The sequence below is a fragment of the Halomonas sp. M20 genome (assembly GCF_020622265.1).
Taxonomy (GTDB): domain Bacteria; phylum Pseudomonadota; class Gammaproteobacteria; order Pseudomonadales; family Halomonadaceae; genus Modicisalibacter.
This window is the reverse complement of the sequence record NZ_JACNMQ010000001.1, coordinates 733,288-748,463: the sequence shown is the minus strand read 5'-3', so window position 1 is coordinate 748,463 and position 15,176 is coordinate 733,288. Positions and strand designations below refer to the sequence as shown.

Below are 15,176 nucleotides of genomic sequence, written 5' to 3'. Positions count from 1 at the left end.
CAAGAATAGCAGCGCCAGGGAGACGATAACAATAGTGTCTCAGCTGTCATTCTTGTCTCTATCCTCCCTGAGAGACAACGCCTGGTCGTACCAGACTTTCTTGCGCCCGCCTAAAAGCCGTGCTGCGATCGCCGCCACCTGCTTGACCCCGACTCCTTCCTCGAGCAGCGCATTCAGGAGCATATGCGCCTCCAGAGTCGTGGTCTCGCTAACCTGAACGGGGGCACCGGCCACCATGATGACGAATTCGCCCCGAGCCTGGTTCGAATCCTCTTCCATTCGTGCCAGTAATTGGGCTGCTGTGCCCTCGAGAAAGGTCTCGAATGTCTTGGTCAGTTCTCGGGCCACTACCAGCTGGCGATCTTTTAAAAGTTCGCCAAAGGCGCGCAACGTGGCTTGAATGCGATGGGGCGATTCATAGAATACCAGTGTCTCTTCGCGCTCGCTCATCGACTGAATCATGGTCTTTCTTGCGCCGTCCTTGGCCGGCAGGAAACCGGCGAAAAGGAAGCGATCCGTCGGCAGCCCTGCCGCAGACAAGGCAGCGATCAAGGCGCAAGGCCCTGGAACGGGAACCACATGTACGCCTCGCTCGCGTAAGGCCCGAACCAGCACAAAACCGGGATCACAAATCAGTGGCGTACCCGCGTCGCTGATCAGCGCAAGATCGTCTCCTTGCTCAAGGCGCTGAGCAAGCTGTTCGACTCGCCCGGTCTCGTTGTGCTCATGTAGCGACAACAACGGCGTGCGAATATCCAAATGGTGTAGCAGCCGTGCCGAATGCCGGGTATCTTCGGCAGCTATCAGGTTAACGCTTGCCAGTGTTTGAATGGCACGCGCAGAGAGATCATCGAGGTTACCAATCGGCGTGGCCACCACGTACAATGTGCCACTGGCAGATGCGGTCATGGTTCAATACCGACGTGATGCACTATCGTTGGCGCCCGTCGCAGGCATGTTTCCCTGCAGGTCGAACTCATCGTCATCCAATCGAACTCCGTGCAAGACAAGGAAACGGACACCATGCACAAATCACTGCGACGACTCCTTGGTACTGGGCTAGTGGCGCTCATGATGGCCGGCTGTGCCGCTCAACAAACCTCGATAGAATCCGCGCCGGTGAGCAGGGAACCTGCTGAACTGCTGCGTCAGGCACAGGATCAAGGCGCCCGGGAAGCGGCAATGACAAGACTCGAGGCCGCAGATATCCTAGCACGCCAGGGCGACTTGACGCAGTCGCTACAGGTCGCCGGTGATATCGACGAGTACCAGTTGCAAGGCGATGAACGCATTCGCTGGGCCCTGTTGCTCTCCTATCTCGGCCTGGAACAGGAAGATGGCCAGAGCGTTCTGCGGGCGACGGCACTACTGGATAGCAATCTGGCCATTTCCACCGACGATGCTCAAACATTGATGTACCGCCGAGGGCTTGGTCTGGGATTGACCGGACAACCGGCAGATGCGGCAGAACAGCTGATCGCTTTGCAGCGCCAGGAGGCGCCTTTCGATCTCAATGACGCCATCTGGAAACAACTGACCCGTCTGCGAGGCTCTTCCATCGACCGGTTAGCAAGGTCCTACGATGAACTTACCCAAGGCTGGGTGGCGCTTATCGAAGTGCAGCGGCGCAATGGTAGCAGCGTGGAGCGCCTATTCACTCATCTTGAGCAGTGGCGCCAGCAATACCCCGATCACCCTGCTGCCAGGCGCTTGCCGGAAGATCTTCGGGCGTTGCGCGACCTACGTGGCGAAGAAGTACGTCATATAGCCGTCTTTCTGCCGCAATCCGGCCCCCTGTCCAATGTCGCAGAGGCCATTCGCGAGGGAATGCAAGTACGTCACATGAGCGCCCTGGATCAGGGTGAACAAACGCCGCAGCTGAGCTTTTACGATACTCGCGACGCAGATCTGGATACGCTTTATGCCCGGGCCGCCATGGACGGCGCGCAAGTCGTCATTGGACCGTTGGACAAGGATACGGTCTCGCGTCTGGAACTCGGCAATGAGGTCCCCCTGCCTACCCTGGCTCTCAATTATGGAACGAGCGACAAGAACCACGCCGAAAACCTGTTTCAGTTCGGCCTTTCCGCTGAAGATGAAGCTCGGCAGGTAGCGCGCCGCGCCAGACTGGATGGCCATCGCAAGGCTGGCCTGCTGATACCCAACAACCCCTGGGGTCGTCGTGTCAGTGAAGCATTCCAACAAACCTGGCGGGAGCAAGGTGGTGAGATCGCCAGTGCCATCAATTACGACCCCGAAGGCATGGTGGCAAACGCAGTACGCCCACTGCTCGATGTGCGGGGCGAGCGTGCTCGACGCGATCTGGACATGCTTTTCCTGCTTGCCCTGCCGGATTACGCCCGCCAGGTACCCCCGACACTGAAGTTCTTCTATGCTGGCAATCTGCCTATTTATGCCACCTCGCATTTATTTGCAGGGCATTTGCAGCCCCAGGCCGATCACGATCTAAATGGCGTCACGTTCATCGATATTCCCTGGATGATTCCGGATGCAGCGGTGGGAGGCAGCGACGCCTTGCCTTTCGTCGACAGCTACCGGGGACTACGTGACAACACCGATTCTGCCTTGTTCAAACTCAATGCCATGGGCGTGGATGCTTATGAGCTAGGCCGTAGATTGCCCTTGCTCAAGCTGTTGCCTGGCAACGAACTGTACGGCACTACCGGCATCTTGAAGGCGGGGCCCGATCATCGCATTCATCGCGACATGCCCTGGGCGCGCTTTGTCGATGGCGTACCACAGCCACCCCTATCGGGATTTACCCGGCTGGAACCTCTTGATGAAGCGCAATAACGACGCTCGCCAACGAGGCGAGGCGATCGAAGGCATTACGGCGGAGTGGCTTCAAGCCCGGGGGCTGGTCCTTGTGGCCCGCAACCAGCACGCCAAGGGCGGGGAAATCGATTTGATCATGCGCGATGGCGACACCCTCGTTTTCATCGAAGTACGTCATCGCACCAGTACCCGCCACGGGCATCCTCTGGAAACCGTCAATGTCACCAAACAGCAGCGCCTGATTCGAGCTGCGCGTTTTTATCTGCTGCGCAACCGGCTATCATGTGCATGCCGCTTTGACGTAGTAGGCGTTGTCGGCACTGCGCCACAAATGGAGTTTACCTGGGTACGCGCCGCCTTCGACGCGTTTTGACCGACACTCGACCTTGGCTCATTATGGATTTTCAATCGCGCATTCTTGACCATTTCAACGCCAGCATCGATACCAAGACCTATGCCAGCGAAGTACTACCGCCCTTCATCGAAGTCGCCAGTCAGATGATGGTTCAGTGCCTGGTCAATGAAGGCAAGATTCTGGCCTGTGGCAATGGCGGCAGCGCCGGAGACAGCCAGCACTTCTCCTCGGAACTGCTCAATCGTTTCGAGCGGGAACGGCCCAGCCTTCCTGCCCTGGCTTTGACCACGGACACCTCGACATTGACATCGATTGCCAATGACTACAGCTATAATGATGTATTTTCGAAGCAGGTGAGGGCCCTGGGTCAGCCAGGGGACATTCTGCTGGCGATCTCTACCAGCGGCAATTCAGCCAATGTGGTTCAGGCGATTCAGGCAGCGCATGATCGAGATATGACGGTCATTGCCTTGACGGGGCGCGATGGTGGCGACATGGTCTCGTTACTGGGGCGTGATGACTGCGAAATTCGCGTACCGGCGACATCTACCGCGCGTATACAAGAGGTCCACTTGCTGGTTATACACTGCCTGTGCGACCTGATTGATGAACAGCTTTTTGGCAGCAACGAGTGATGACGATGAAAAAACCACTAATTACCCCGGTTCTACTTGCCCTGGCTCTGGGGCTAGGCGGATGCTCGGTTATTAACAACGCCACTACGCCCTCTCCTGAAGGGGAGGATTATGGTGCCCGTACTGCCGGCATGCGCGTCGAGGACGGGAGTATCGAAAGCAAGATTCAAGATGCCATGGAAAGTAATGACGCGCGACTGGGCGACGCCCGGGTCGGGGTCAATAGCTTCAATGGCGTCGTATTGCTATACGGACAAGTTCCTAGCCAGGAGCTCAAGGATAAAGCCGGCGAAATCGCGCAGAATACCCGCCAGGTACGCCAGGTACACAACGAATTGACGATCGCTGCAAACCTGCCGTTTACCCAGCGCATGACGGACAACTGGCTGGAAACCAATATCGAGACGCGCTTGGCGTCCAGCGAAGATATAGATTCCCGCCATGTGGAGGTCGTTAGCGAGAACGGCACCGTTTACTTGATGGGCATGGTGTCCCGGCAAGAAGGCCAACGAGTCGTCGACATCGTCTCACAAGTGAGCGGCGTACAGCGCGTCATCAAGATTTTCGACTATCTCGACTGAGCGCTATCCTTTCAAGGCTGGAAAGCAAGCATCAAAAAAAGCGGATGATCCAAGATCATCCGCTTTTTTTGTTTCACGCCTGATACCGACAAGCAACCGATCACTACTCACTATTTGATGACACGTAGCGACGGACGCTCCTTGCCAGCGCCCTTCTTCCCGGACGCGTTCTGATTCGACTCTTTCTCGCTGTCATCCTGCTTGGCTTTGTCGACTTCACTGTCTGTTTCACTGGTGTCGACACTCTCAAGAACAGGGCGCTCTTCTTTCTGTTTCGTTTCATCCGCCATTGCCTCGTCGTACCCGGGCATGACCGGTTCATGTCCGAATACCATGCCAACGCCGTTTTCTTTAGCGTATAGCGCAATCAACGAATCAAAGGGTACGAAAACCTGCATCGGATGACCGCCAAAGCGCGCATCGAAACTAAGAACATCATTTTCCATCTTCAATTCTCGTACCGCAGTAGGCGCGACATTGAGAACGATCTGGCCATTTTGAATGAACTGCTGCGGCACCCTGACACCCTCACGCTCGGCGTCGACAACGATATAAGGTGTCAATTCGTTGTCCAGAAGCCATTCATAAAGGCCCCTGGCAATATAGGGTCGACTGGACAGCATGACGTGCTCCCTCTGAATTAATGTGTGTTCGATCGATGCCTATTGCCGCTCGACTATCCTGCGAGACATCTTTCAAGGACGCATTTCGCGCTCCGCCTCGGACAAGGACGCCTTGAAGGCATCACGAGAGAACAAGCGCTCCATATAGCCCATCAGAGGCTGAACCTGTTTCTCGGGTAGCTCGATCCCCAAACTGGGTAGTCGCCAGAGGATGGGCGCAATACAACAATCGACCAGCGAGAACTCATCGCTCATGAAAAAGGTCATATCGTCAAAGATAGGCGTGATGCCAACCAGGCTTTCACGCAGCTCCTTGCGCGCGCGCTCGGCATCTTTCTTGCCTGCATTGAGAATCTCTTCAACCAGCGGGCACCATTCCCGTTCTATGCGATGCATCCATAGGCGACTCTGCGCGCGGGCAACAGGATAAACGGGCAACAAGGGCGGATGTGGAAAGCGCTCGTCCAGATATTCCATCATCACCTTGGATTCATAGAGCACCAGATCGCGATCCAGCAAGGTGGGGACACTATTATACGGATTGAGATCCGCCAGTTCGGCGGGCCGATTGTCCTCATCGACTTCGACAACATCCACCGCCACGCCTTTCTCAGCCAGCACGATTCTCACGCGATGGCTGTAATGGTCGTGACTACCGGAATAGAAGGTCATCGATGACCGCTTGGCCACTACACCCATGAAACACTTCCTCGTTTCGATTTAAAGCAAGAATGATAACACGCCAGTCCATAGCCGGGGTCTTGCACCATCGAAATCGACGGACTTTAGATGGACACGGTCAACTTATGCCAAAAACAGGCATCAAAAAAAGGCGTATGACAATCACGTCATACGCCTTGATCTCACACTAGATGCGCTTATCTAGTGAACGTCTCGCCAGTATTCACGCTTCAACAGGTATGCGATCACACCGAATATGAATATGAATATCAGCACCTTGGGCGCCATGGACTGAGCCTGTAGCTTCGAAGGCTCGCCAACGTACGCCAGGAAGTTGGTCAAATCCCACATGGCCTGATCGAACTCTTCGGGTTCCATTCTTCCAGGCTCGGTTACCTGGAGCACATGACAGGATTTGTACAGACCAGAAAGCGGGTCAAGCTCCGCATCCGGTGCCGTAGCCTTTTCGGTCTGCGCACAGACCATTTCCTGGGTCCCTTGCAGTGGCTCCAGCACATTGGGCATGCCCACCAGCGGGAACACCGTATTGTTGACACCCCAGGGCCGCTCGGAATCCTTGTAGAAACTGCGCAGGTAGGTATAAATCCAGTCCGTCCCGCGTAGACGCGCAGTCAGGCTCAAATCCGGCGGTGCAGCGCCGAACCAGCCTTCCGCATCGTCTCCATCCATGGCGATACGCATCTGGTCATTGTAGGACAGGTCTTCATCAAAGATGAGATTCTCTTCGACCAGCTCCTGCGGGATGTCCAGATCTTCCGCGGCCCGACTATAGCGCTGATAGTCAAGGGAGTGGCAACCCATGCAGTAGTTAGTGAAAAGCTTCATGCCATTTTGCAGCGATGCCTTGTCATGAATGTCAGGATTCATCTCGTCGAGATGGACACCTCCACCTCCGGCTCCCAATGCAGTCAGAGGGAGTGCGGCCAAGGGCACCAATGCGAAGAGCAGTGCACACAATTGCTTTTTCATTAGCCAGTCACCCTTTCCGGTAGCGGTTTGGTTTTCTCGAACCGGGTATAAAACGGCATCAGCAGGAAGTAGGCAAAATAAATGACCGTACATACCTGCGCGAGCAGAGTACGCCCCGGCGATACCGGCTGCACGCCCAAATATCCCAGGATAACGAAGCTGATTGCGAACAACGCCAGCATAATGCGTGATATCCAACCCTTGTAGCGCATCGAACGTACGGGGCTGCGATCGAGCCAGGGCAATACGAACAGCACGGCAATGGATGCACCCATCATGATCACGCCCCAGAACTTGGAATCGAGGCCGAACAGCGAGAAGGTGATCGCGCGCAGGATCGCGTAGAACGGTGTGAAGTACCATACCGGCGCGATGTGCTCAGGGGTCACGAGGGAATTGGAGGGCTGGAAGTTGGGCTTCTCGAGCAGATACCCGCCCCCTTCCGGGAAGTAGAAGATCACCGCGCAGAACACGAACAGAAAGACCGCTACACCGACGATATCCTTCACGGTGTAATAAGGATGGAATGGAATCCCATCGAGGGGCTTGCCGGTTTCGTCTTTCTTTGCCTTGATATCGATCCCATCGGGATTATTGGATCCGACCTCATGCAAGGCAATGATATGCAGCACCACCAGGCCCAGGATGACGATCGGCAACGCCACCACATGCAGCGCGAAGAAGCGATTCAAGGTGATGCCGGAAATCAGATAGTCACCGCGAATCCACTGGGTTAGATCGTCTCCGATGACGGGAATCGCCGAGAACAGCGAAATGATGACCTGAGCACCCCAATAGGACATTTGCCCCCAAGGCAGCAAGTACCCCATGAAGGCTTCCGCCATCAGCGCCAGATAGATGCACATGCCGAATACCCACAGAAGCTCCCGGGGCGCCTTGTAGGAGCCGTACATCAAGCCACGGAACATATGCAGGTAAACCACCACGAAGAAGGCCGTGGCGCCGGTAGAGTGCATGTAGCGAATCAGCCAACCATACTCGACATCCCGCATGATGTACTCGATGGAAGCAAAGGCGCCTTCGGCAGTCGGGTTGTAGCTCATGGTCAGCCACACCCCGGTCAGGAGCTGGTTGACCAGCACCAGCATCGCCAAAGAACCAAAGAAATACCAGAAGTTGAAGTTCTTGGGCGCGTAGTATTCGGAGAGATGCTCTTTCCACATTTGCGTGGCAGGGAAACGGTCATCCACCCATCGCATGATACCGCTATCGGCCTTGGCCTTGTTCGGATTAGCCATCAGCTCGCCTCCTGATCTTCACCGATCACGATGGTCGTATCGGTATCGTAACGATAGGGTGGCACCAGGAGATTCAAGGGTGCCGGTACGCCGGTAAACACGCGCCCGGCCAGATCGAAGCGCGAGCCGTGGCACGGGCAGAAATAGCCCCCGGGCCAATCGCCTCCCAGATCCGCAGCACCAGGCTCGGGACGATAGGACGGGACACAGCCAAGATGGGTACAGATGCCGATCAGCACGAGGTATTCAGGCTTGATCGAGCGCAGCACCGGATCCACGTAGTCAGGTTGCTGAGGCGCATCCGAATCAGGATCGCGAAGCCGAGAAGGATCGAGCTCCTTGATGCGTTCAATAGCGGCCTCGTCGCGACGCGCCAGCCACACTGGCTTACCACGCCACTCGACGGTCATCTGCTGCCCGGGTTCCAGCTTGGACACATCGACCTCGACTGGCGCCCCCGCCGCTCTTGCCTTGGCACTAGGTTGCCAAGATCCCAGAAAAGGAATCGCTACCCCGACTGCTCCGACTGCGCCTACTACAGCAGTCGCGCCGACGAGGAAACGGCGTCGCCCTTTGTTTACGCCGCTCTCTGCCATCTTATGATTTCTCCCATCAATACAGCTGCCCACTGTCACTATCACGTGCCGCGAAAAGAAAAACTCGCGACCTACTGGTATGAAGTGTCAACATGTTAAGAAAAGGCCTCCATCAACACAAGCTGACACTCGCCAACCCAGTGCTTTCTATTGAGTTAAGTCAATGAAGAACATAAAAAAACGCTCAACCAAAAATGGTTGAGCGTTATTGTCGCACCTGGCGTTGAGGCCGTTAGCGCTTGGAAAACTGGGGACGCCGACGCGCCTTGCGCAGACCCACCTTCTTACGCTCGACCTCGCGCGCATCCCGCGTCACATAGCCGGCTTCCCGCAGCGGCCCACGGAATTCTTCATTATAATTGATCAGTGCGCGAGTGATGCCGTGACGAATAGCGCCGGCCTGAGCGGAACCACCGCCACCGCTGACGGTGATGTAAGCATCGAATTGCTCACCGGTCTGAGTCAGCTCCATCGGTTGGCGCACCACCATCTGGGCGGTAACGCGTCCGAAATAATCAGCCACTTCGCGGTTGTTGACGGTAATCTTGCCGGAGCCCGGCTTGAGGAATACACGGGCCGTGGAAGTCTTGCGGCGCCCGGTACCGTAGTACTGCTGTGACATGGCGAAATATCCCTTAAAGGTTCAGTTCTTGAGGCTGCTGCGCGGCATGAGGATGCTGATTACCGGCGTAGACCTTGAGCTTGGTGTACATGGCGCGGCCTAGCGGCCCCTTGGGCAGCATGCCCTTGACGGCAAACTCGATGACACGCTCCGGCGCATGATCGATCATCTTTTCGAAGGACATCGAGCGCAGGCCACCCGGGTAGCCGGTATGACGATAATAGTTCTTGGCCTGGGCCTTGTTGCCGGTCACACGAACCTTTTCTGCATTGATCACGACGATATAATCGCCTGTGTCGACATGAGGGGTGTATTCCGGCTTGTGCTTTCCGCGCAGGCGGCGTGCAATTTCGGTAGCCAGACGACCGAGCGTCTTGTCCGCAGCATCGACAATGAACCAGTCGCGCTGGACGGACTGCGGCTTAGCAGTGAACGTCTTCATGGATTCAATCACCAATTGAAACATTGGGTCTCGTGTCTTGCGACGACGGACCATCCCTATTTTTCTTGGTTGCCGTTCCCGTGAGAAAGGCAACTGTCGAGCGAGCGCGAAGTATACATGAGGCTTGCGCCCGGGTTAAGAGGTATCGATATCTTATCGATTCAAGGCTAGAGCTAAGTCTAAGGCTGATGCGGAAGCGCCAGATACTCCTGGGACTGCATCTCCTGAAGCCTCGAGAGAGTACGCTCGAATTCAAAAGCCAGCTTATCGCCGTGATATAGTTGATCGATAGGCGCCGCGGCAGACATCAGCAGCTTGACGCCGCGGTCGTAGAATTCATCGACCATGCTGATGAAACGCCTGGCCTGATCCTCGTGTGACGTGCCCATGCGCGGCACACCAGATACCAGCACGGTATGAAACTCCCGGGATAGTTCAATGTAGTCGTTCTGGCTGCGCGGGCCGTCGCATAGCATATCGAAATCGAACCAGACCACGCCTTCGTGTTCGCGATGGGCAGTCAACAAACGATGATTGATTTCGATCTTCGTCTGCTCTTCGCCTTCAGCACCGGCGATGGCGAGGAAGCTTTGCTCGAGTCGACGGGTCGCCTCGTCGCTCAGAGGCTCATGGAACAGCTCAGCATGCTCGAGAGTTCGCAGACGATAGTCGACGCCGGAATCGACATTGACTACTTCACAATGGCGCTTGAGGAGGTCGATTGCCGGCAAAAAGCGCGCGCGCTGCAAGCCATTCCGATAAAGATCGTCGGGTACGATATTGGAGGTGGCTACCAGAACCACGCCATTGGCAAACAGCGCCTTGAGCAGATTGGCCAGGATCATCGCATCGGTAATGTCCTTGACGAAAAATTCGTCGAAGCAGATCACTCGAGCCTCTTTCGCGAACTTGCCGGCAATCAAGTCAAGCGGGTTCTTCTGCCCTTTGTAATGGTCGAGCTCGTTATGGACCCGCTGCATGAAGCGGTGAAAATGCGTGCGCATCTTGTCTGGAAAAGGCAAGGCTTCGTAGAAGGTATCCACCAGATAGGTTTTACCTCGTCCTACGCCACCCCAGAAATACAGCCCTGTCACTTCGGGTGTCTCTTTCTCTGCAGGAGGGGCTGGACGCTTACCTAGAAACCCCTTGACCTTGGAGGCGAGCTTCTCACGACTACTATTATCGGTAGTCGCACCTGGCGCCAATGATCTGCGCGGTGTTGCCGCCAGCTCGTTGAACAAGCGCTGCAGATGCTGCACGGCCGCTTCCTGGGCAGGATCGTACTCGAAATCCTCCCGTTTGAGGTCCTCTCGATAGCGTGCCATGGGAGAACGAGGAGCTGTCGCCTCGGAGGAGGTCGTTGTCACGTGCATGAAGTCTAGTGTAACCCCGGAGATGAACGAGGCATGGATTATACGCTGCCTGGAAGCCCCTGCATAAGCATGGAAAGCATTGTCGCGAACACATTGACCCTTCTCATGTCTTGGACCGTATAATACGTCGTGCCGACGGTCGGCTGAATCGGCACAACAACAGTAAAGGGGATGGATGTGTACGAAGGCAATATCAACTGGATTCTGGCGATTGCCAGCGCCCTGGCAGGCATTGGAATTGGCGCGCTAGGCTATCACTTGCTCAATGCCAACGTGGCCCGTAATCAAAAGGTGCGCCAGCGTTTGGCCGAGACCGAACTTGAACTCAGTCAGGTGAGAGATAATCTCAACGACCATTTCATCAATGTCTTCAGCTTGGTCAAAGGGATCCAGCGCCAGAGCCTGGAGCTGGAGCAGCAGGTAACCCTGGGAGCCGAGCGTTTGAGCGATGATCCACGACTCAAGCAGCAACTGGCTGGTCAGCCCGAGACCGACTCTGTCGACACCACGCCGAAAGATGGCTCCGAAACGTTTGAAACACCACGGGACTACGCTGACGGGGGTAGAGGTACGCTCTCCGAGGACTTCGGCTTGCAGCAGCCGAAGGCTGATGAAGAAGACCAGCAAACCCAGCCTGCTCGCTATTGAGATAGGCATTGTCGGCCATGAAGCTCAAGCAGGATTGTCGATATCCACGAAGCGATGCTCGATGTCCTGCTCGCCTGCCAACCACTCACCGAGTGCCTGAATACCGTAGCGCTCGGTAGCGTGATGACCCGCTGCAAAATAGCTGATGCCCATTTCCCGCGCCAGATGCGTAGTACGCTCGGAGATTTCTCCGGAGATGAAGGCATCGGCCCCGGCTTCGAAAGCCAACTCGATCATGTCTTGGGCGCCGCCAGTGCACCAGGCAACGCGTTCAATCCGCCGCTCATGGGCAACCACGACCGTGGGCTCGCGAGCGAGACGCTGAGTCAGATGCTCCCCCAATGCCACGCTGTCCATTGCCTTGCTCGGCGACCCCAGCCATAGGAGCCCTGCCCCGGGTTCTCCATCGGCACATCCCTGTACTTGAAAATCCAGCTCTGACGCCAGACATGCGTTGTTGCCCAATGTTTGATGAGCATCTAGAGGCAGATGATACGCCAGCAGATTGATGTCATTGCCAAGTAGCGTGGCCAAACGCCGGCGCTTCATGCCGGTAATCGTGACGGGTTCGTTCTTCCAGAAATAGCCATGATGAACGAGCACGAGATCTGCGTCCCAGCATACCGCTTCGTCCAGCAACGCCTGACAGGCGGTTACACCGGTCATGATCCTGCCCACCTGAGCGCGCCCAGCCACCTGCAAGCCATTGACGGTGTAATCCTTGAATTTTTCGGGACACAACAATTCGTCGCATATTTTTACCAATCTATCCCGCGCAATCATCGCTCATCCTCAGGCAGTCAACGTACTGCAGTGGTACACTTTCGCTCATTGTAGCGGTCGCTCCCTTTCGCTTCGAGCCGACAGGATGCCGAATCTCTTTTCAACTAAGGACCTTGCATGCGTCGCCTTGTCAAGCCACTCATCTGGCCCGTGATCAGCGGTGTACTCCTGGCCGTTATCCTGCTCAATCAGTTTCCAGATCTACTCGATCAATCAGCAACGCCGGAGCCCGCCCTAAAGCTGCCCGAGACGCTGACCTCACCGCCCTCCGAAACCAAAGGCATTGGCGATGCCATCGCCCCTACATTGAAAACCGCGCCCATTTCACGCCCAGCGCCAGAACTGCTTGAAGCGGCCCCACTTGCGCGACGCACCGGCCCGGCCAGTTATGCAAGCGCCGTTGACAAGGCGGCACCGGCGGTAACCAATATCTACTCCTCTCGAGTCGTCGAGCGGGAGCAGCACCCTTTGATGTCAGACCCTTTTTTTCGTCAATTCTTCGGCGATGAGATGCCTAGCCGTCAGCGCATGCTATCAAGCCTTGGGTCTGGCGTGATCGTCAGCGATGAAGGCTATGTGCTGACCAACCATCACGTGATTCGAGGCGCCGATCAGATTCAGGTGGCGCTGCAAGATGGCCGCGAGACCCTGGCTAAGGTCATCGGTACCGACCCGGAAAGCGACTTGGCCGTGCTCAAGATCGATCTTGACGATCTGCCCGTCATTAGCCTGGTGGATTCCGAAAGTGCGGCAGTGGGCGATGTAAGCCTGGCCATCGGCAATCCTTTTGGCGTCGGTCAGACCGTGACCATGGGAATCATCAGTGCAACCGGACGCAACCAGCTGGGTCTCTCTGCCTATGAAGACTTCATACAAACCGATGCAGCCATCAACCCGGGTAATTCCGGCGGTGCCCTGATCAATGCCGAGGGCTCGCTGGTCGGCATCAATACGGCTATCTTCTCACGCTCAGGAGGATCCCAGGGTATCGGTTTCGCCATCCCGACCAACGTCGCCCGTGAAATTCTCGACGAGCTGGTGCGCAAGGGGCGCGTCATTCGGGGTTGGCTCGGCCTCGAGGTACAGGGAATCAGCTCGAGTCTGGCCGCCTCGTTCGGCTTGAATACGGTTCAGGGGGTGGTAGTGGCCAGCGTGGTACCCGAAAGCCCCGCTCAGCGGGCCGGCATCCAACAAGGCGACGTGCTACTTTCCATCAACGGCAAGCCGATCATGGATCCCCGTATCGCCATGAGCGACATCGCCGACGTGGAGCCCAACACATCCCTTCCGATCACCTTGATGCGGAGTGGCGAAACACTAAAAGTCAAGATTGAGGTGGGCGAGCGCCCGGCACCCAGCGAGCGCTGAAGCACGATATCGGGTTCGATTGCCCGGGCGCTTGTCTGTCCAGTCTACTCGTCGATGCGATTCTCGGCGGAGCGTGCATGGGCCATCAGGGATTCGCCCCGGGCCAGTATCGAGGCGGTACGCCCAAGCCTGGAGGCGCCCTGGGCAGAGCATTGAATCAGGGATGAACGTTTCTGGAAATCATAGACGCCTAACGGAGACGAAAAACGTGCCGTACCCGAGGTGGGAAGAACGTGATTGGGCCCTGCACAATAATCGCCCAGGGCCTCGGCGGTATGGCGTCCCATGAAGATGGCCCCGGCATGACGAATCCCGGAAAGCCAGGCCTCGGGCTTGTCAACCGAGAGCTCCAGATGCTCAGGCGCAATACGGTTGATCAGCTCGATCGCCTCTTCCCGGTCTTGACACAGGATCAAGGCCCCCCGTGACGAAAGCGACTGACGGATGATGGCTTCGCGCTCCATCTCGGGCAACAGGCGCTCGATGGCCTCCGCGACGGCGTCAATATGGGGCTGCTCCCAGCCAATGAGGATCGCTTGCGCATCCTCGTCGTGCTCCGCTTGAGAGAACAGATCCATGGCCAACCAGTCGGGATCGGTGCCGCCGTCGGTAATCACCAGAATTTCCGAGGGCCCGGCAATCATGTCGATACCCACCTGGCCGAATACTGCACGCTTGGCGGTGGCCACGTAGATATTGCCGGGACCGACGATCTTGTCGACCCGGGGCACCGTCTCGGTGCCGTAGGCCAATGCTGCCACGGCCTGGGCACCACCGATGGTAAACACCTGATCGACCCCGGCAAGATGGGCGGCGGCCAGCACCAGATCATTGAGCACACCATCCGGTGTCGGCACCACCATGATGATTTCCCGAACCCCGGCGACACGGGCCGGGATCGCATTCATCAACACGGAGGACGGATAGGCAGCCTTGCCCCCGGGTACATAGATACCCGCTCGGTCCAGAGGCATGACCTGCTGCCCCAGGAGCGTGCCATCGGACTCGGTATAGTGCCAGGATTCGGGCTTTTGATGCTCATGATAGACACGAATACGCTCTGCAGCATGAGCCAGAGCGTCACGTTGCTCCTGGGGCAGGCCGTCGAAGGCCTGACGCAGGCGCACCTTGCTCAGGGTAAGTTCATTCATGTGCGTGACACTGAGGCGATCGAAGCGATTCGACGTTTCGATGAGAGCGGCGTCTCCTTGGGCACGCACCGCAGCAATGATGTCGTCCACTCGGCGCTGAACCTCGCCGCCCGAAACACCCTCCCAGGCCAGCAGAGCGTCCAGTGACTCACGGAAGTTTGCATCGACGGTGGACAAGCGGGCCAACGTAACGCCGGTATCTGTCTGAATAGCCATGGGTTACCTCGCAATTTGACGCTATTGCCCGATTGATGAGTTATTCGGTACGTAGGT

At 56.6% G+C, this 15,176-nt stretch carries 17 protein-coding genes; 6 read left to right on the top strand and 11 right to left on the bottom strand.

The window, feature by feature from the left end:
• Positions 1-39: 39 nt before the first annotated feature.
• A complete protein-coding gene (gene rsmI / locus H7850_RS03520) occupies positions 40-909 on the bottom strand; it encodes a 16S rRNA (cytidine(1402)-2'-O)-methyltransferase (protein WP_227367999.1) in 870 nt (289 codons plus the stop codon).
• Positions 910-1,023: 114 nt separating this feature from the next.
• Here rsmI and H7850_RS03515 point away from each other — a divergent pair, with 114 nt between their 5' ends.
• From H7850_RS03515 to H7850_RS03500, 4 genes are read left to right on the top strand one after another with little or no spacing between them, the layout of a single operon-like run.
• On the top strand, positions 1,024-2,814 hold the full coding sequence (locus H7850_RS03515; RefSeq protein ID WP_227367998.1) for a penicillin-binding protein activator: 1,791 nt from the start codon (positions 1,024-1,026) through the stop codon (positions 2,812-2,814).
• A complete protein-coding gene (locus H7850_RS03510) occupies positions 2,801-3,169 on the top strand; it encodes a YraN family protein (protein WP_227367997.1) in 369 nt (122 codons plus the stop codon). Before H7850_RS03515 ends, H7850_RS03510 begins: the two co-directional genes overlap by 14 nt.
• A 23-nt stretch (positions 3,170-3,192) precedes the next feature.
• Entirely contained in the window at positions 3,193-3,786 is a 594-nt protein-coding gene (locus H7850_RS03505) for a phosphoheptose isomerase (protein WP_227367996.1), read from the top strand.
• A gap of 5 nt (positions 3,787-3,791) precedes the next feature.
• The gene (locus tag H7850_RS03500) at positions 3,792-4,367 is read left to right on the top strand and encodes a BON domain-containing protein (RefSeq protein ID WP_227367995.1); all 576 of its coding nucleotides are present in this window, start codon (positions 3,792-3,794) and stop codon (positions 4,365-4,367) included.
• A 110-nt stretch (positions 4,368-4,477) separates the two neighbouring features.
• Here the strand turns inward: H7850_RS03500 and H7850_RS03495 are convergent, their stop codons facing one another.
• The 8 genes from H7850_RS03495 to zapE all read right to left on the bottom strand — a co-directional run bounded on the left by H7850_RS03495 (position 4,478) and on the right by zapE (position 10,953).
• Positions 4,478-4,990 carry a ClpXP protease specificity-enhancing factor gene (locus tag H7850_RS03495; RefSeq protein ID WP_227367994.1) on the bottom strand — a complete coding sequence of 171 codons (513 nt, stop codon included), beginning with the start codon at positions 4,988-4,990 and terminating at the stop codon, positions 4,478-4,480.
• A 72-nt stretch (positions 4,991-5,062) separates the two neighbouring features.
• Positions 5,063-5,689 (bottom strand): stringent starvation protein SspA, encoded by a 627-nt coding sequence (gene sspA, locus H7850_RS03490; protein WP_227367993.1) that lies wholly within the window; start codon positions 5,687-5,689, stop codon positions 5,063-5,065.
• Between the two features lie 183 nt (positions 5,690-5,872).
• Complete coding sequence (locus H7850_RS03485; RefSeq protein WP_227367992.1) at positions 5,873-6,661, bottom strand: cytochrome c1; 789 nt, start codon at positions 6,659-6,661, stop codon at positions 5,873-5,875.
• Complete coding sequence (locus H7850_RS03480; protein ID WP_227367991.1) at positions 6,661-7,920, bottom strand: cytochrome b; 1,260 nt, start codon at positions 7,918-7,920, stop codon at positions 6,661-6,663. Before H7850_RS03480 ends, H7850_RS03485 begins: the two co-directional genes overlap by 1 nt.
• Positions 7,920-8,516, bottom strand: coding sequence for a ubiquinol-cytochrome c reductase iron-sulfur subunit (gene petA / locus H7850_RS03475; RefSeq protein WP_227367990.1), 597 nt, complete (start codon positions 8,514-8,516; stop codon positions 7,920-7,922). The genes H7850_RS03480 and petA overlap by 1 nt, the downstream gene beginning before the upstream one ends.
• 232 nt (positions 8,517-8,748) lie before the next feature.
• Positions 8,749-9,138 (bottom strand): 30S ribosomal protein S9, encoded by a 390-nt coding sequence (gene rpsI / locus H7850_RS03470; protein WP_227367989.1) that lies wholly within the window; start codon positions 9,136-9,138, stop codon positions 8,749-8,751.
• Between the two features lie 13 nt (positions 9,139-9,151).
• Entirely contained in the window at positions 9,152-9,580 is a 429-nt protein-coding gene (gene rplM / locus H7850_RS03465; protein WP_227368535.1) for a 50S ribosomal protein L13, read from the bottom strand.
• Positions 9,581-9,759: 179 nt separating this feature from the next.
• On the bottom strand, positions 9,760-10,953 hold the full coding sequence (gene zapE, locus H7850_RS03460; protein ID WP_227367988.1) for a cell division protein ZapE: 1,194 nt from the start codon (positions 10,951-10,953) through the stop codon (positions 9,760-9,762).
• A 177-nt stretch (positions 10,954-11,130) separates the two neighbouring features.
• Here zapE and H7850_RS03455 point away from each other — a divergent pair, with 177 nt between their 5' ends.
• Positions 11,131-11,601, top strand: a complete 471-nt coding sequence (locus H7850_RS03455; protein WP_227367987.1) for a YhcB family protein — start codon at positions 11,131-11,133, stop codon at positions 11,599-11,601.
• A gap of 24 nt (positions 11,602-11,625) precedes the next feature.
• On the opposite strand, the gene H7850_RS03450 is transcribed toward H7850_RS03455, so the two are convergent.
• On the bottom strand, positions 11,626-12,384 hold the full coding sequence (locus H7850_RS03450) for a Nif3-like dinuclear metal center hexameric protein (RefSeq protein ID WP_227367986.1): 759 nt from the start codon (positions 12,382-12,384) through the stop codon (positions 11,626-11,628).
• A gap of 117 nt (positions 12,385-12,501) precedes the next feature.
• Between H7850_RS03450 and H7850_RS03445 the strand changes: the two genes are divergently transcribed.
• The gene (locus H7850_RS03445; RefSeq protein WP_227367985.1) at positions 12,502-13,752 is read left to right on the top strand and encodes a Do family serine endopeptidase; all 1,251 of its coding nucleotides are present in this window, start codon (positions 12,502-12,504) and stop codon (positions 13,750-13,752) included.
• A gap of 44 nt (positions 13,753-13,796) precedes the next feature.
• Here the strand turns inward: H7850_RS03445 and hisD are convergent, their stop codons facing one another.
• Complete coding sequence (gene hisD, locus H7850_RS03440) at positions 13,797-15,119, bottom strand: histidinol dehydrogenase (protein WP_227367984.1); 1,323 nt, start codon at positions 15,117-15,119, stop codon at positions 13,797-13,799.
• Positions 15,120-15,176: the final 57 nt, after the last annotated feature.